We start from the raw sequence: 17,748 nt of genomic DNA on the forward strand, positions 1-17,748 counted from the left end.
TCCAGTTCCCGGCAATAGCCAGCACGTTGTCCGAGGTTCGCGCGAAGTATGTGACCAAATAATTAAATCTGGTCACCGATTTGAGGAATTTTCCCGGTACGCGGGAAGTTATAGACCGAGTTTGCCGCGCACGCGTGTCAGAATTTGCGCAAATTCACCGGCGTTTATCTCGCCAATCACCCGATCAGCGGTAATTTCGCTGCCGTTCGCGGCAAAGAACAACAGGGCAGGTGGGCCGAACAACTGATAGCGATCGAGTAGCTTGCGTTGCTCGGCATTGCTCTCGGTAATGTCGAAACGCAGCAGCTTGAAGGCCGCCAGTTGCGGTTGCACCTGGGGCGCATTGAGTACGTCGTGTTCGATCACCTTGCAGCTGATGCACCAGTCGGCGTACCAGTCCAGCAACACCGGCTGGCCAGCCGCCTTGGCTTGGGCCAGGGCGGCGTCCAGCGCCTCAGGTGTGGTGATGGTTTGCCAGGTATCCGCCTTTGCCGCCGTGCCGCTGCCGCTGGCCGCAACCGTTGCCACCGGCAGTGGCCGCAGCGGGTCGCCCTGGCCGCTGAGGGCGCCGTACCAACAGGCCAGCGCGTACACCAGCAAAGCCAGGCCGAGCAGTTGCGCCAAGCGCTGGCGCGCAGTCTTGACCCCGAATTCCAGGGCGCCGAGGAACAGGGCCACGCCAGCGGCGAGGAAACCGACCAGCAGCAACGTCACCTGGCCCGGCAGCACACGGCTGAGCAAGCCGATAGCCAGCCCCAGCAGCAGCACGCCGATGGCGTTCTTTACCGTATTCATCCAAGGGCCGCTTTTGGGTAGCCAGGCCGCGCCACCGGTGGCTACCAGCAGCAACGGTGCGCCCATGCCCAAGCCCAGGGCGAACAGCTTGAGCGCACCGCCCAAGGCATCGCCGCTGGCACTGATATACAGCAGGGCACCGGCCAGCGGCGCCGATACGCAGGGTGAAACCAACAGGCTGGAGAGCACCCCAAGCACTGCCGCACCCAACAGTGAACCGCCCTTGGTGTGGTTGGCAACGTTGTTCAGGCGGTTGTTCAGCGCTTGCGGCAGCTTCAGGTCGAACAGGCCGAACATGGCCAGGGCAAACACCACGAAGAACAGCGCGAAGGGCACCAGCACCCAGGCCGATTGCAGGCGCGCCTGCAGGTTCAGGCCGGCGCCAAACAGCCCCATCAGTGCGCCGAGTGCCGCGAAGCTGGCGGCCATTGGCAGCACGTAGGCCAGCGACAGCGCCAGCCCGCGCAGGCCGCCAACCTGGCCGCGCAGTACCACGCCGGAGAGGATCGGCAGCATGGGCAGCACGCAGGGGGTGAAGGTCAGGCCGACCCCGGCGAGGAAGAACAGCAGCAGCGATTTCCAGTTCCAGGCGTGTTCGGTTGTACCCGGCGTGTTTGCGCCGCCTTCGCCATCGATGCTCAGGCGTGCGGTTTCTGGTGGGTAGCACAGGCCTTTGTCGGCACAACCCTGGTAGCCCACCAGCAGGGTAAAGGCGCGCGGGTCTTTGCGTGGCAGCTCGATGTCGAGCACGCCGTGGTACACCTCGACGTCGCCGAAGAATTCATCGTGCTTGGCCTCGCCCTTGGGAACGTTCGGCGTGCCCAGGGCGATGTCGGCCGGTTCCGTACGGAACTGGAAACGGTGGCGATAGAGGTAGTAGCCATCGGTGGCGATGAACCGCAACTTGATGGTTTGCGCATCGGCCTGGATCAGGTTGAGCTTGAAGGCCTCGTGTACCGGCAGGAAGTCGGCGTTGTTGGCCAGCGAAGCGGCGCCGAGGGTGGCGCTGGGGCGGTTGTCGAGCAGGCCCGTGGCAAAGGCAGGGCTGGCCAGCAGCAGGAACAGCAGGAAAAACAGGCGGCGCATGGCGGACTCGCGAGGTGGAACTTGGTGGGCATGATAGCGGAGTTGGTAGGGGTTGGGGCCGGCGTTCGTCATGACATGTTCAGGGCCTGGGAGGTGCTCGCCATGACAGGTGCAGCGCCTGGGAAATCGAGCGCCGCCCGCGCGGCGCTTCGCGGGGCAAGCCCGCTCCCACATCTGTTTCGGGCCAATTATTCCTGTGCATCTGGCGCGCGCACCCTGTGTGCATGGCTGGAGATTGATGAAAAGCAGGTGCGCAGCCGATATCGAATGGAACAAACAAGGCGGCCAGCGGTGAAATCACAGAAGTGATTGTCCCGAAACAGATGTGGGAGCGGGCTTGCCCCGCGAAGCGCCGCGCGGGCGGCGCTCGATCTCCCAGGCGCTGCACCTGTCACGGCGAACTCCTCCCCAATCAAACCCTGAACGCCCGCACCGCCCGGTTCAACTCCCCCCCCAACCCCAGCAACTGCTCCCCCTGCTCACGCCCCTCACCAATGCGCTGCAAATTATCCTCACCCAGCTCATGAATCCGTTCGCTGTGATCCCGAATCTCACTCACCGCGCCGCTCTGCTGCGCCGTGACATCGGCAATCCGCACGGCAGTATCCGAGATGGTCCGAATGGCACAGACAATCTCGTCCAACGCGCCATCCGCCGCCTGCGCCCGGCTGGCCGTGGCTTCGGCATGCTCCAGCTGTGCACGCATGCCGGCCACCGAGCCTTTGGCTGCCTGTTGCAAGCGGTCGATCAGGACCTGAATCTCGCCAGTGGCCCCAGTGGTACGCTGTGCCAGCGAACGCACTTCATCAGCCACCACGGCAAAGCCACGGCCCATCTCGCCAGCCCGGGCCGCTTCGATTGCGGCGTTCAACGCCAGCAGGTTGGTCTGTTCGGCAATCGAGCGGATCACTGTCAGCACCCCGCCGATGGTGGCCGACTCTTCCGCCAGTTGCTCGATCATGCGCGCATTGCCCTGCACTTCATCGACCAGTTCACGCAAGCCCGACAGGCTCTGGCCAATCACTGCCTGGCCTTGTTCCACTGCGCGCCCGGCATCACGGCTGGCGTCGGCGGCGGCGCTGGCATCGCCGGCCACTTGCTGGATGGTCGCTTCCAACTCGCCTAACGCATCGCGGATCTGCCCGGTATCGCCGGCCTGGCGTTCGGCACCGTCATGCAGGGCGGCGCTCATGCCGGCCAGGGCGTGGCTGCTGCCGGCGACCTGTTCGGCGTTGTGGCGAATAGTGCCAACCAGTTCGACCAGGTACTGGCGCAGGCGATTGAGCGACTCCTGGATATCATGCAGTTCGCGGTTGGTCTTGCCCAGGGCGATCACTTGGGCGAAGTCGCCTTCCGCCCAGCGCGACAGTGCCGGGGCCAGGCCGGTCAGGGTACGCGCCAGACGCCGCTGCAAGGTATCGATCAACAGGGCGATGAGCAGGATCAGCCCGATCATCAGGCCTTGGATGATGCGCACTTCGGCGGCAATTTGTGCATGCTGACCGCGCACTTCCGGTTCCAGCGCAGCAATGGCTTGCTGTACGGCTTCCAGGCGCTGGCCGGTACTGGCGGCCAGGGCCGCGCGGCGCTCGATCTGTTCGCGGGTGCGCTGCAGTTCGGCCGGGTAGCGGCCCAGCAGGCTTTGCAGCTCACGCTTGAGGCCCACGGCAAGGTCTTCTTGCTGGGCGCGGGCCTGGGTTTCCAGGCCCATCATGGCGGCGAAGTCGTCGGCGCCGGATTCGGCAGCACGGGTTACGCCAAGCAAGGGCAGGGCGTCGATGGCCTGGGCCTGGGCGCGGATCAGTTGCAACTCGCGCTCCACTTCGTCAGCAAGCTCCGGGCGACCGCTGCTGACCAGCTTGTCGCGGGCCAGTGACAACCGGCCCAGGTGCACGCTGGCGTCGAGCAGGGGTAGCACATAGCGGTTGGCCTCGGCATTACCGCTGTCGCGGGCGTAGCCGGCCAGTTGCTCGAAGTTGGCCCCCAACTCCCGTTCCGCTTGCAGCAGCAGGGCTTGCGGGTCGCCAGCCAGCTTGCCGGCGGCCAGCAGTTCATTGGCGGTGAAGGCTTGCAGGCTGTCCAGGCTGGGGCGCAGCTTGTCGGCCAGCCCGACGGGCCAGGCGGCCAGGGCCGCCTGCAGATGCTGGTTGGCCTCCATGGCGGCGGCATGGCGCAAGGCATCCCCACTGCCCAGGTACGCCTGGATGTTGCGCGCTGTCTGGTTCTGGAACTGCTGGGACAGGCCCAGGTAGCGTTCCATCATCTGGTAGGGGCGCTCCAGGGCCCGTTGCGACCACCACAGGGTAGCGCCCAGGGCGAGGCACACGGTCACCAGCAACAGGGTGTTGAAATTGGTCAGCCACTTCAGGCGCATAGCCGCGAACTTCCTGCGGAGGGGAGTGGGGGTAGGCGCCTGAAGTTATTGCGATTTTGTGACCGGGTGATGACGTCGGAGGGTTGGTGCCAGAAAAAAAGTGGCACAGTGCCGGTATCTGGGTTGCTTGTGCTGCCTCTTCGCGGGCGATAACAATCTCAGGGCTCTACGCGCACCACACAATTACGCCCGGCATGCTTGGCCCGGTACAACGCTTCATCCGCCGCACTGGCCATGGTCAATGCATCCAGCCCGTCATCCAGTTGCACCACCCCGGCACTGAAGGTGCACTGTAAATCTCGCGGTTGCGCCGGGTAGAGAATCTCGGCAAAGCGCCGACGAATGTCGTCCAGCACCTTGTGCGCTGCCTCCAGCGCGGTATTGGGCATGACGATGGCGAATTCCTCGCCGCCATAGCGGCCAATGAAGTCGGTCTTGCGTAAACGCTGCTTGAGAAACAGCGCCAGGCTCTTGATCACCCGGTCGCCCATGGGGTGGCCGTGGCGGTCGTTGATCTTCTTGAAATGGTCGATGTCGAGCATGGCAAAACTCAACGGCTGTTGCTCACGGCGGGCGCGGAAGCTGCAGTCTTCCAGCAGTTGCAGGATGTGGGTGTGGTTGTACAGGCCGGTCAGGCTGTCGCGCACCATGCGCGCCTTCAGGTGGCGGGCGCGGGCGGCGCGGTTGCGTACGGTGGTGACCAGGTGGCGTGAGCGAAACGGCTTGGTCAGGAAATCATCGCCGCCTTCGCTCATGGCATCCAGCTGCTTGTCCAGGTCGTCTTCGGCAGACAAGTAGATGATCGGCACGCTCACGTAGCGGTCACTGTGGCGGATCACCTTGGCCAGTTCCGGGCCGGTGCAGGCCGGCATGTACAGGTCGAGGATGATCAGGTCGGGCTGGAAATCGGCCAGTTCGGCCATGGTGCGGATCGGGTCGGTCAAGCTGCGGGTGACCATGCCGGCACTGGCCAGCACGCGTTCGGTGTACAGGGCCTGCGTTCGCGAGTCGTCGATGATCAGCACGCGCAAAGGGTCGTGCTGGGCGGCATTGGTCAGCAGTTCGACCTTTTCCAGCAGGCTGGAAGCTTCCAGGCTGCCGGTGAGGAAGTCCTGGCCGCCAGCGCGCACGGCGGCCAGGCGGGTTGGGGTGTCGGCTTCGTGGTGGCTGAAGAACAGCAGCGGAATGTGCTGCGTCAGGCCCTGCTGCACCCGGGCGGCCAGCAGCAGACCCTGGCCGGCGCCGGTGAAGTCGACATCCATGATGATCGCCGAGGGCGGATACTCGCTGATAGACGCCAGAAACGCTGTGGCACTGGGCAGTGCCTGCACGATCATGCCAAAGAACTCCAACTGCTGGGCCAGGCGCTGGGCGCGCCCGTGATCCTGCAACAGGATGTACACCGGCCTGCGCAGGGGTAGCAGTACCTGGTCCAGTGGGTCGTCCTTGCGCAGGCCGCTACGCGACAGATGCGGGTCGGGGCACTGCGGGCTTGGCTCGACGGCTTGGCTCATGTCCTGGCTACTTATAGGTTGGGATATGCAGGGGCAATGATGGCTCTATGCTAGCAGCTCTTTCACACAGCATGAGTGCCCTGCATCAACAATGCGTTCTGAACGAATATTCAGTTGCTGACTGAATGGTCGCTTATGCGTAAGGCGGTGTCTGCTTTATAGTGCTGCCACGCGGGCTTGCCGTGGCACCCTGGCGCAGGCCTGTGGTCCAAGCCCTGAACCGTCGTGACTGATTAAGGACAAAAGCCATGCTGGACTGGAAAAACCGCGAGGCCAAAGCCGAGCCCCGCGAGCGTGTCGATGGCCGCGGTGCTGCCGCTCGTAGTTACCTTGGCGGCCTTTGGAGCCGTGCCCTGGGGACCCTGATCGGGTTGTACCTGCTGGTGTGTATCGGCCTGGGCTGGTACTGGAGCCAGGAGCCTGCGCTGTTCCCGGTGCAGCAGAACGCCCAAACTGCCGCCGAGCACAATGGCCAGCAGATGGTCGTAGGCTACACCACCATCGAAACCCTCAAGACCGTGGCCGGCACCCTGCTGAACAAGCCAGGTGGCTATATTTCCAACGACCGCTTCCCGCCAGGGCTGTGGATGGACAACATGCCAAGTTGGGAATACGGCGTGCTGGTGCAGGTGCGTGACTTGTCCCGTGCCCTGCGCAAGGACTTCGCCCGTTCGCAGTCGCAGTCCACCGAAGACGCCGACCTGGCCAAGGCCGAGCCGCGCTTCAACTTCGACAACAAGAGCTGGATCCTGCCATCGAGCGAGTCGGAATTCGAGGAGGGCATCAAGTCGTTGACCCGCTACCAGACCCGTCTGGCCGCCGGTGACAAGGGCGCGATCTTCTACACCCGCGCCGACAACCTGAACAACTGGCTGGGTGACGTTGCCACCCGCCTGGGTTCGCTGTCGCAGCGCCTGTCGGCCAGCGTTGGCCGGGTCAAGCTCAATTCCAACCTGAAGACCGAGTCGGTAGTTGCCGGCCAGGCGCCGCAGGTGGATGAAGAGCTGGTGGAAACCCCATGGCTGCAGATCGACAACGTGTTCTACGAAGCCCGTGGTCAGGCCTGGGCGCTGTCGCACCTGCTGCGCGCCATCGAGGTGGACTTTGCCGACGTGCTGGCGAAGAAGAACGCCACGGTCAGTGTGCGCCAGATCATTCGTGAGCTGGAGGCCTCGCAAGAACCGCTGTGGAGCCCGATGGTACTGAACGGCAGCGGCTTTGGCATGTGGGCCAACCACTCGCTGGTCATGGCCAACTACATTTCCCGGGCCAACGCTGCAGTTATCGACCTGCGTCAGCTGTTGTCGCAGGGTTGATGATGGCTATCAGCCAGAGCGAGGCCGCCCACCGGGCGGCTTCCGACCGCGAGCTGGTCACTTGGGTGGACGAAGCCGACCAGGTGCTGGGCGCCTTGCCCCGGGCCGAGTTGCGCGAACGCGGCCTGATTGGCCGTTGCACGTTCATCCTGTTGTTCAACAGTGCCGGTGAGTTGTGTGTGCACCGGCGAACGTTGAGCAAGGCGCTGTACCCGGGGTACTGGGATGTGGCGGCGGGGGGCATGGTCGCGGCCGGGGAGGCGTATGCCGAGTCGGCGGCGCGCGAGTTGGCCGAGGAACTGGGAATTGAAGGCGCCGAGTTGCGCTTTCATGAGCGGTTCTACTTTGACCAGCCGGATAACCGCTTGTGGTGTGCGGTGTACTCGGCGGTGTCGGATGCGCCGCTGCGGTTGCAGCCGGAAGAGGTGATTGAGGCGCGGTTTATTGGGTTGGAGCAGGCTGAGCAGGAAAGCTTGACGAAGCCGTATTGCCCGGACTCGTTGGCGGCGTTGCAGCGCTACAAAGTTAGCCTGGGATGACGTAGGGGACCGCTTTGCGGTCCTTTCGCGACGCAAGGCCGCTCCTACAGGGGCCTGCGCACGCCGATCAATGTAGGAGCGGCCTTGTGTCGCGATCGGGCTGCGCAGCAGCCCCAATACGCGAAGGGTCGCAAAACATTCGCAAAATGCCGCAATCCTGTACTTAGCAACAGCCAGATTTATCGTTACACTGCGCGCCCTTTTCGGGCTGCCGCAATTCTTGCAGCAGTAGCGCCGCCCCTGCCAGAGTGGGGCTTCGCGGTCGGCCTCATCCCCAAGGCACGACCATTTTTTGTCCTCAGCACCGAGGAACAAAAGTGGCCAAGAAAGCTTCTTCATTCTCCGCCCTTGGCGGTCTCGTTTACTCCACCGACGCCGGTCGGCACTGCCCCGACTGTGGCCAGCCGGTGGATGCCTGTGCCTGCAAGCAGCAGGTTATCCCCGAAGGCGATGGCATTGCCCGTGTGCGCCGTGAAAGCAAGGGCCGTGGCGGCAAGACCGTGACGACTGTCACCGGTGTGCCGCTGCCGCTCGACCAGCTCAAAGAGCTGGCCACCACCCTCAAGCGCCGTTGCGGTACCGGCGGCGCGCTGAAGGATGGGGTCATCGAAATCCAGGGCGACCATGTCGAGCTGCTGATCGCCGAGCTGATCAAGCAAGGCTTCAAGGCGAAAAAGTCCGGCGGCTGATTCACCCGCGCGCTTTTTTGCCCCGTGCTTTCTAAACTCGTTGCCGTGACCAGGGTCTATTCGCTGGGCACGGACGAATCGTCATTTTTGGCTTTTACACTGCGCCCGCCTCCTTGCGGGGCAGTGTCTTCGACTTATCTATAGGGGACTTGAATGTCCGTACGACGCACACGCAAAGACGATGGTAGCCAATGGACCGTGGCCGACAGCCGCAGTGTTTATGGCATCCGCCATTGGGGCGCTGGTTATTTCGCCATCAATGAAGCCGGGCGCGTCGAAGTGCGCCCCAACGGCCCCGACAGCGCGCCGATCGACCTGTATGAGCAGGTCGACGAGCTGCGCCAGAGCGGCCTGTCGCTGCCCTTGCTGGTGCGCTTCCCCGACATTCTGCAGGACCGCGTACGTCAGCTGACCGGCGCGTTCGACGCCAACATCGCGCGTCTGGAATACCAGAGCCAGTACACCGCGCTGTACCCGATCAAGGTCAACCAGCAAGAAGCGGTGGTGGAAAACATCATCGCCACGCAAAACGTGTCGATCGGCCTGGAAGCTGGCTCCAAGCCTGAGCTGCTGGCCGTGCTGGCGCTGGCCCCGAAAGGTGGCACCATCGTCTGCAACGGCTACAAAGACCGCGAGTTCATTCGCCTGGCGCTGATGGGCCAGAAACTCGGCCACAACGTGTTCATCGTCATCGAGAAAGAGTCGGAAGTGGCCCTGGTGATCGAAGAGGCCGCCGAGCTGAAGGTGAAGCCGCAGGTTGGCCTGCGCGTGCGTCTGTCGTCGCTGGCGTCGAGCAAATGGGCCGACACCGGTGGCGAGAAGTCCAAGTTCGGCTTGTCTGCCGCCCAGCTGCTTTCCGTGGTGCAGCGCTTCCGCGATGCTGGCCTGGACCAGGGCATTCGCCTGCTGCACTTCCACATGGGCTCGCAGATCGCCAACCTGGCCGACTACCAGCACGGCTTCAAGGAAGCCATCCGTTACTACGGCGAGCTGCGTGCGCTGGGCCTGCCGGTCGACCACATCGATGTGGGTGGTGGACTGGGCGTGGACTACGACGGTACCCACTCGCGCAATGCCAGCTCGATCAACTACGACATGGACGACTACGCCGGCGTGGTGGTGGGCATGCTCAAGGAATTCTGCGACGCGCAGGGCCTGCCGCACCCGCACATCTTTTCAGAGAGCGGCCGTTCGCTGACTGCGCACCACGCCATGCTGGTGATCCAGGTAACCGACGTCGAAAGGCACAACGACGACGTGCCGACCATCGAGAACAAGGAAGCCCTGCCCGAGACCGTGCAGTGGCTGGTGGACCTGCTTGGCCCGACCGATATCGAAATGGTCACCGAAACCTACTGGCGCGCCACCCATTACATGGGTGACGTGGCCGCGCAGTATGCCGATGGCAAACTCACCTTGGGCGAGAAGGCCCTGGCCGAGCAGTGCTACTTTGCCGTGTGCCGCCGCCTGCACAACTCGCTGAAAGCCCGCCAGCGTTCGCACCGCCAAGTGCTGGATGAGCTGAACGACAAGCTGGCCGACAAGTACATCTGCAACTTCTCGGTATTCCAGAGCCTGCCGGACACCTGGGCCATCGGCCAGGTACTGCCGATCATCCCGCTGCACCGCCTGGATGAAGAGCCGATGCGCCGTGCGGTGCTACAGGACCTGACCTGCGACTCTGACGGCAAGATCAACCAGTACGTCGACGAGCAGAGCATCGAGACCAGCATGCCGGTGCATGCGGTGAAGGAAGGCGAGGACTACCTGCTGGGCGTGTTTCTGGTCGGTGCCTACCAGGAAATCCTCGGTGACATGCACAACCTGTTCGGTGATACCGACTCGGTGAACATCTACCAGAACGCCGATGGCAGCGTGTACCACGCCGGCATCGAGACCCACGACACCATCGAAGACATGCTGCGCTACGTGCACCTGTCGCCCGAGGAATTGATGACCCATTACCGCGACAAGGTCGCCAGCGCCAAGATTACTGCGCGCGAGCGGACGCAGTATCTGGATGCGTTGCGGCTTGGGTTGACCCGGTCTTCGTACTTGTCTTCCTGATTAACGGGGCCGCTTTGCGGCCCATCGCGACGCGAGGCCGCTCCTACAGATGACCGCGATGCAACATGGGATCGCGATCTGTTGTAGGAGCGGCCTTGTGTCGCGATCTGAGGGCGCAGCCCTCACCACGTCATACCCGGTAATGATCCGCCCACGCCACCTCTCGTCACGACAGTTATCCTGAGAATGCAACGTTCAAAGGAAGTCGACATGGATCGTCACGGCAATCATCGCTTGCGCCAGGGGCGCTATTCAGAGCCAGGACGGCTCTACCTGCTAACCACTATTACCCGCCAGCGCCTACCCCTGTTCCAGAATCTCTGGTTTGCACGAGCGGCCATCCATCAATTGCGCCTGAGTGAACAAGAAGGGAATTGCCGCTCTCTTGCCTGGGTCTTGATGCCAGACCACCTGCATTGGCTGATCGAGCTTGGGCCGACCAGCCTGGACAAACTAATGTGTGCCTTCAAGTCGCGAAGCAGTTGCGCGCTTTATCGTAAAGGTGCGGAGCGAAAGCACATCTGGTAGCCAGGCTTTTATGACCGGGCATTGCGCAAGGACGAGGATGTCAGGGCTGCTGCCCGCTACATCATCGCCAACCCCATTCGGGCCGGCCTGGTGCGGCGGGCTGGCGAGTATCCACATTGGGATTGTGTTTGGCTGTGAGATCGCAGGTGAGGGCTTTGCCCTCATTTCGCGACACAAGGCCGCTCCTACACAGACCTGCATACGCCGATCAATGTAGGAGCGGCCTTGCGTCGCGATGGGCCGCAAAGCGGCCCCGATCAGCCAACCCACAGACCCCTCTGCTGCAACCGCCACCCCACCCACCCCAACGTCACCGCCCGCAACCCCATGAACCCCAGGAACGCCAACCACAACCCATGGTTGCCCAACCCACTCATGGCCACCGCCACCGGCAGTGCAATCAGCACCGAAACCAGCATCGCATTACGCATCTCCCGCGCCCGCGTGGCACCAATGAACAACCCATCCAGCAAGTAACTCCACACCGCAATCAACGGCAGCAACGCCAGGTACGGCAAGTACGGGTAAGCCGCCGCCCGCACACTGTCGATATCAGTCTGCAAGTCGATGAACAGGTGCCCACCCACCAGGAACAACCCGGCAAACCCCACGCTGGTAATCAGCGACCAGCCACAGGCCACTACCAGCGAGCGGCGCAGGGTATCGCGGTCACGGGCACCGATGGCATGGCCGCACAGCGCCTCCACCGCATGCGCAAGCCCATCGAGCGCATAGGCGGTCAGCAGCAGGCCATTGAGCAGCAGGGCGTTAGCCGCCACCGTGGCTTCGCCCAGGCGTGCGCCTTGCACGGTAATCAGCAGAAACACCAGCTGCAGCGCCAGGCTGCGCAGGAAGATATCGCGGTTCACCGCCAGCAGCGGCCGCCAGGCCTGCCAGCGCTTGAGCGCCGACCACACGACTTGCCCCGGGTAGGCGCGCAGGGCCGGGCGGGTCAGGGCCAGGCCGAGCAGGGCGGCACTCCACTCGGCAATTACCGAAGCCCGTGCCGAACCTAGCACACCCCAGTCCAGGCCCAGCACGAACCACAGGTTCAAGGCGATGTTCAGCAGGTTGGTGGTCAGCAGGATGGCCAGCGGCGCCCGGGCATTCTGTGTGCCGAGGAACCAGCCGACCAGGGCGTAGCTGGCCAATGCTGCAGGCAGGCCAAGCAGGCGGGTATGGAAGAAGTCTTCGGTGGATTGCTGCAGGGCGGCACTGGGTTGCATCGCGTGCAGCGCCAGTTGGCTGAAGGGAATGGCCAGCAGGCCGATCAACAAGGCGAAGCCGACGGCCAGCAGCAGCCCTTGCACCAGCACCTGGCGCAACGCTGCGCCGTCGCCGCGGCCCGCAGCCTGGGCGGCGAAGCCGGTGGAGCCCATGCGCAGGAAGCCCATCAGGCCGACCATGAAGGTGAACAACGTGGCGCCCACGGCCACGGCGCCCAGTTGGTGGGCGTGGGGCAGGTGGCCGATGACGGTGCTGTCGACCAGGGCTACCAGCGGCACGGAGATATTGGAGAGGATCATCGGCGCGGCCAGGGCCCAGACCTTGCGGTGGGTAGGGCGGTGGCGCCAGTCGGTGGTCAGTGCAGTCATTTTAGTCCTTGGAAACCTGGGGCTGCTGCGCAGCCCTATCGCGACACAAGGCCGCTCCTACATGAGAACGCGGTCCCTGTAGGAGCGGCCTTGCGTCGCGAAAGGGGGCGCAAAGCGCCCCCCTGCTTTTCTGAATGCCGACAGTGTAACGGCCAAGCAACCAATTGGCGCGACCAGGGTCTGAGCTGGCGCGCCACATTGCGCTATAGTTGCTGCCCTCAAGTACCCGCTGCCAAAGAGTTCCTACTCCATGTTCAACAAAGGATTGTTGCTGGCCTGCGCGCTGGCCTTGCTCAGTGCCTGTGACTCTTCCACGCCGGACAAGCCGGCGCCGGCCGAGAAACCGGCAGCCACCGCGCCCGCCGAGGCTCCCGCTGCCAAACGCGAAGACCCTGCCGTGCTCGCCAAGCGCTACGAGGGCCGCGAGCTGACAGTGCTCGATGTCTCCGAAGTGCAACTCGACGGCGCCGCGACGCTGTCGGTCAGCTTCTCGGCACCGCTGGATGCCAAACAGGACTTCGCCAGCAAGGTGCACCTGGTCGACACGGTCAAAGGCAAACTCGACGGCGCCTGGGAACTCTCCGACAACCAGATGGAGCTGCGCCTGCGCCACCTGGAACCGCAGCGCAAGCTCCTGCTGACTGTCGACAAGGGCCTGCTGGCAGTCAACGGCAAGCAACTCGACAGCGAGTCGATCACCCGCCTGGAAACCCGCGACATGCAGCCGACCATCGGCTTTGCCAGCCGTGGTTCGCTGCTGCCCACGCGCTTGGCCGAAGGCCTGCCGGTGATTGCCCTGAACGTTGACAAGGTCGATGTCGAGTTCTTCCGGGTCAAGCCGGAGATGCTCTCGAGCTTCCTGGCCAGTTGGGGACGCAACAGCAGCCTGTACTACTACCAGTCCAAGGAAACCCTGGACATGGCAGAGCTGGTCTACAGCGGCCGCTTCGACCTCAACCCGGCGCGCAACACCCGCGAGACCGTACTGCTGCCGATTGCCGGCATCAAGCCGCTGCAGGACCCGGGCGTATACCTGGCGGTGATGCGCGCCTCGGGCACCTACGACTACTCGCAGCCGGCAACCCTGTTCACCCTCAGCGACATCGGCGTGTCTGCCCACCGCTACCGCGACCGCCTCGACGTGTTCGCCCAGGCGCTGGAGGGCGGCAAGGCGATGAACGGCGTCAACCTGGAAATCCACGACGACAAGGGCAAGCTGTTGGCCCAGGGCACAACCGATGGCAAGGGCCACGCTCAACTGCCGATCACGCCCAAGGCCGACACCCTGATCGCCACCCAAGGCGTGCATACCACGCTGCTGCGGCTGAACACCGCGGCGCTGGACCTGGCCGAGTTCGACATCACCGGGCCACAGGCCAACCCGTTGCAGTTCTTCATCTTCGGCCCGCGTGACCTGTATCGCCCGGGTGAGACCGTGCTGCTCAATGGCCTGCTGCGTGACCAGGACGGCAAACCGGTCAAGGCCCAGCCGGTAAGCGTGGAAGTCCGCCGCCCCGATGAGCAGGTCAGCCGCAAGTTCGTTTGGGAAGCCGACGCCAATGGCCTGTACCAATACCCGTTGCAGTTGGCCACCGAGGCCCCGACCGGTCGCTGGCAGCTGTTGCTCGACCTCGGCGGCGGGCGCAAGCAGGTTTATGAATTCCTCGTCGAAGACTTCTTGCCCGAGCGCCTGGCGCTGGAGCTGAAGGGCAGCAGCAAGCCGCTGGCACCAGATGAAGATGCACGCATCCAGGTCAATGGCCGTTACCTGTACGGCGCCCCGGCTGCCGGCAACCGCCTGAGCGGCCAGGCCTATGTGCGCCCGCTGCGTGAGGCCGTGCCGGCGTTGCCGGGCTACCAGTTTGGCTCGGTCACCGAAACCGAACTGAACCAGGACCTGGAGCTGGACGAAGTCACCCTCGACCAAGCCGGCAAGGCCGTGGTCGATATCGAAAGCCGCTGGGCCGAAGCCCGCTCGCCGCTGCAACTGACTGTGCAGGCCAGCTTGCAGGAATCCGGTGGCCGACCCATTACCCGGCGCCTGGAACAACCGGTCTGGCCAGCCGAGCGCCTGCCGGGCCTGCGCGGCCTGTTCGATGGCGAGGAAACGGATAGCGACGGCCCCGTGGAGTTCGAGTTCCTGGTCGCCGACCGCGACGGCAACAAACTGGCGGCCAACGACCTTAAGGTGCGGCTGGTGCGCGAGCGCCGCGACTACTACTGGAACTACTCGCAGAGCGACGGCTGGAGCTACGCCTACAATGAGAAGTTCCTCACCCAGAACGAAGAGACCGTCAGCGTCAAGGCTGGCTCCACCGCCAAACTGAGCTTCCAGGTTGAGTGGGGCCCGTACCGCGTCGAGGTCGAAGACCCGCAGACCGGCCTGGTGTCCAGCGAGCGCTTCTGGGCCGGTTACCGCGCCCAGGACAACGCTGAAGGCGGCGCGGTACGCCCGGACCAGGTCAAGCTGGCGCTGGACAAGCCGTCCTATGCCGACGGCGCCACGGCCAAGGTTACCGTTACCCCGCCTGCCGCCGGCAGCGGCTACCTGATGATCGAGTCCAGCGATGGCCCGCTGTGGTGGCAGGAAATCGATGTGCCCGCCGAGGGCAAGACCTTCGACGTGCCGCTGGACAAGGCCTGGGCCCGCCACGACCTGTACATCAGTGCGCTGGTGATCCGCCCCGGTGAGCGCAAGGCCAATGCCACGCCCAAGCGTTCGGTAGGTGTGCTGCACCTGCCGTTGGACCGTGCCGAGCGCAAGCTGGCCGTGAGCCTGCAAGCGCCCGAGAAGATGCGCCCGAAACAGCCGTTGACCGTGAAGGTGAAAGCCGCCAATGCCGATGGCAGCGTGCCCAGGCAGGTGCACGTGCTGTTGTCGGCCGTGGATGTAGGCATCCTCAACATTACCGATTTCAAGACCCCCGACCCGTTTGCCAGCCTGTTCGGGCGCAAGGCCTACGGTGCCGACCAACTGGACATTTATGGCCAGTTGATCGAAGCCGGGCAGGGCCGCCTGGCCAGCCTGGCGTTTGGTGGTGACGCGGCCATGGCCAAAGGTGGCAAACGCCCCAATACCACGGTGACTATCGTTGCCCAGCAGAGCCTGCCGGTAACCCTGGATGACAAGGGCGAGGGCCAGGTGACAATCGATATCCCCGACTTCAACGGTGAGCTGCGGCTGATGGCCCAGGCCTGGACCGAGGAACACTTCGGCATGGCCGAAGGCAAGACCGTGGTGGCCGCGCCGTTGATTGCCGAGCTGTCGGCGCCGCGCTTCCTGGCCGGTGGCGACCGCACCAGCCTGGCGCTGGACCTGGCCAACCTGTCGGGCCGTGCCCAGCAATTGAATGTTGAAATCAGCAGCGAAGGACAACTGAGCCTGGCCGCCAGTGCCGTGCAGACCGTTGCCCTGGCCGAAGGCCAGCGCTCGACGCTGATGATCCCGGTCCAGGCCCAAGGTGGCCTGGGGCAGGGCAAGGTGCATGTACGGGTTACCGGCCTGCAACTGCCGAACGAGCCGGCCACCGCGTTCGAGCGGGAGTGGACACTGGGCGTGCGCCCGGCCTACCCGGCGATGCTCAAGCACTACCGCGTGGCCTTGAAGGACCAGCCATGGACCCTGCCCGAAGCTGACCTGGCTGCCTTCGAGCCGGCTGGCCTGGAAGCCAGCCTGGCCTTGTCGAGCCGGCCGCCGCTGAACCTGGCCGAGCAGATTAGCGCCCTTGAAGCCTACCCTTACGGTTGCCTGGAGCAGACCACCAGCGGCCTGTACCCGTCGCTGTACGCCGATGCCGACAGCCTCAAGCGCCTGGGCATCAAGGGCGAGTCGGCGGACGTGCGCAAACGCAAGATCGAGATGGGCATCGAGCACCTGCTGGGCATGCAGCGCTACAACGGCAGCTTTGGCCTGTGGAGTTCGGACAGCGAAGAAGAATACTGGCTGACCGCCTACGTCACCGACTTCCTGCTGCGTGCCCGCGACCAAGGTTACGGGGTGCCTGCCGAAGCACTGAAAAAGGCCAGCGAGCGCCTGCTGCGCTACCTGCAAGAGCGCAACCTGATCGAAGTCGACTACAGCGAAAACGCCGACCACACGCGCTTTGCCGTGCAGGCCTATGCGGCCCTGGTGCTGTCGCGCAGCCAGCAGGCGCCGCTGGGCGCCCTGCGTGGTCTGTTCGACCGCCGCGCCGACGCACGCTCTGGCTTGCCACTGGTGCAACTGGCGGTGGCACTGGACAAGATGGGCGACAAGCCGCGAGCCGAGCAAGCCTTGCAGGCGGGCCTGGGCATCAGCCGTGGCAAAGGCTGGATGGCTGACTACGGCAGCACCCTGCGTGACCAGGCGCTGATCCTGGCGCTGTTGCAGGAAAGCAACCTGGCCAGCAGCCAGGTCGACCAACGCCTGTTCGCCCTGTCGGATGAACTGGCGGCCAACCGCTGGCTGTCGACCCAGGAGCGTAACGCATTGTTCCTCGCCGGCCGTGGCCTGCTGGGCAAGCCGGAAGGCAAGTGGCAAGCACGCCTGGACAGTGCGGGCGAAGTGCGTGAGTTCAACAATGCCGAGTCTGGCATGAAGCTCGAAGGCCCGTTACTGGCCTCACCGCTGACTGTGCAGAACGAAGGCAGCGAGACGCTTTACCAGCAGCTGACCTTGTCCGGATACCCGCGCCAGGCGCCAGCAGCCAGTGGCAATGGCATGCAGATTCGCCGCGAGTACCTGGGCATGAATGGCCAGCCGCTGGACCTGCACAACTTGCGCAGTGGCGACCTGGTGCTGGTGCACCTGGCGCTCAAGGCCGAAGACCGCGTGCCGGACGCGCTGGTGGTGGACTTGCTGCCGGCGGGCCTGGAGCTGGAAAACCAGAACCTGGCGCAAAGTGCCGCCAGCCTGGACAACGCCAGCAGTGCGGTGAAAGAGTGGCGCGAGTCGATGCAGAACGCCAGTGTGGTGCACCAGGAATACCGTGATGACCGTTATGTCGCCGCGCTCAAGCTCGACGGTTATGGCACCACGCACCTGCTGTACCTGGCGCGGGCGGTGACCCCGGGCACCTACCGCGTGCCGCCGCCGCAGGTCGAGTCGATGTACCGGCCGAACCTGCAGGCTGTGGGCGATGGGCAAGGCGAGATGACCGTAAAGGCCCGCTGACCCACGCGGTTTGTTGTAGGAGCGGCCTTGTGTCGCGATCGGGCCGCACAGCGGCCCCAAGTTTTCAGCTCCGCCGCTGGAAATGCTGGGGCC

9 protein-coding genes and 1 pseudogene are annotated in these 17,748 nt (G+C 64.1%); 6 read left to right on the forward strand and 4 right to left on the reverse strand.

Annotation, left to right across the window (positions count from 1 at the left end; all coding sequences use genetic code 11):
* Positions 1-108: 108 nt before the first annotated feature.
* From ACI2KG_RS23175 to ACI2KG_RS23185, 3 genes are all read right to left on the reverse strand, one after another.
* Complete coding sequence (locus tag ACI2KG_RS23175) at positions 109-1,881, reverse strand: protein-disulfide reductase DsbD (protein ID WP_404663428.1); 1,773 nt, start codon at positions 1,879-1,881, stop codon at positions 109-111.
* Between the two features lie 412 nt (positions 1,882-2,293).
* Complete coding sequence (locus ACI2KG_RS23180) at positions 2,294-4,255, reverse strand: methyl-accepting chemotaxis protein (protein WP_404663429.1); 1,962 nt, start codon at positions 4,253-4,255, stop codon at positions 2,294-2,296.
* Between the two features lie 158 nt (positions 4,256-4,413).
* Positions 4,414-5,769 (reverse strand): diguanylate cyclase, encoded by a 1,356-nt coding sequence (locus ACI2KG_RS23185; RefSeq protein WP_400619493.1) that lies wholly within the window; start codon positions 5,767-5,769, stop codon positions 4,414-4,416.
* 248 nt (positions 5,770-6,017) lie between these two features.
* Between ACI2KG_RS23185 and ACI2KG_RS23190 the strand changes: the two genes are divergently transcribed.
* From ACI2KG_RS23190 to ACI2KG_RS23210, 5 genes and pseudogenes are all read left to right on the forward strand, one after another.
* On the forward strand, positions 6,018-7,085 hold the full coding sequence (locus ACI2KG_RS23190; RefSeq protein WP_400619490.1) for a DUF2333 family protein: 1,068 nt from the start codon (positions 6,018-6,020) through the stop codon (positions 7,083-7,085).
* 2 nt (positions 7,086-7,087) lie between these two features.
* Positions 7,088-7,624, forward strand: a complete 537-nt coding sequence (locus ACI2KG_RS23195; RefSeq protein ID WP_404663430.1) for an NUDIX hydrolase — start codon at positions 7,088-7,090, stop codon at positions 7,622-7,624.
* A 317-nt stretch (positions 7,625-7,941) separates the two neighbouring features.
* Positions 7,942-8,313: a translation initiation factor Sui1 gene (locus ACI2KG_RS23200; protein ID WP_404663431.1), complete on the forward strand. Its 372-nt coding sequence runs from the start codon at positions 7,942-7,944 to the stop codon at positions 8,311-8,313.
* Positions 8,314-8,466: 153 nt separating this feature from the next.
* A complete protein-coding gene (speA, locus tag ACI2KG_RS23205; RefSeq protein WP_201201814.1) occupies positions 8,467-10,380 on the forward strand; it encodes an arginine decarboxylase in 1,914 nt (637 codons plus the stop codon).
* A gap of 210 nt (positions 10,381-10,590) precedes the next feature.
* A pseudogene (locus ACI2KG_RS23210) lies at positions 10,591-11,046 on the forward strand (REP-associated tyrosine transposase).
* 119 nt (positions 11,047-11,165) lie between these two features.
* Here ACI2KG_RS23210 and ACI2KG_RS23215 read toward each other — a convergent pair.
* The gene (locus ACI2KG_RS23215) at positions 11,166-12,503 is read right to left on the reverse strand and encodes an MATE family efflux transporter (RefSeq protein ID WP_404663432.1); all 1,338 of its coding nucleotides are present in this window, start codon (positions 12,501-12,503) and stop codon (positions 11,166-11,168) included.
* 250 nt (positions 12,504-12,753) lie between these two features.
* Here ACI2KG_RS23215 and ACI2KG_RS23220 point away from each other — a divergent pair, with 250 nt between their 5' ends.
* Positions 12,754-17,655: an alpha-2-macroglobulin family protein gene (locus tag ACI2KG_RS23220; protein ID WP_404663433.1), complete on the forward strand. Its 4,902-nt coding sequence runs from the start codon at positions 12,754-12,756 to the stop codon at positions 17,653-17,655.
* The last annotated feature ends 93 nt before the right edge of the window (positions 17,656-17,748 follow it).

Origin of the sequence: Pseudomonas sp. NPDC089407, from assembly GCF_044900445.1 — a bacterium.
Lineage (GTDB): Bacteria > Pseudomonadota > Gammaproteobacteria > Pseudomonadales > Pseudomonadaceae > Aquipseudomonas.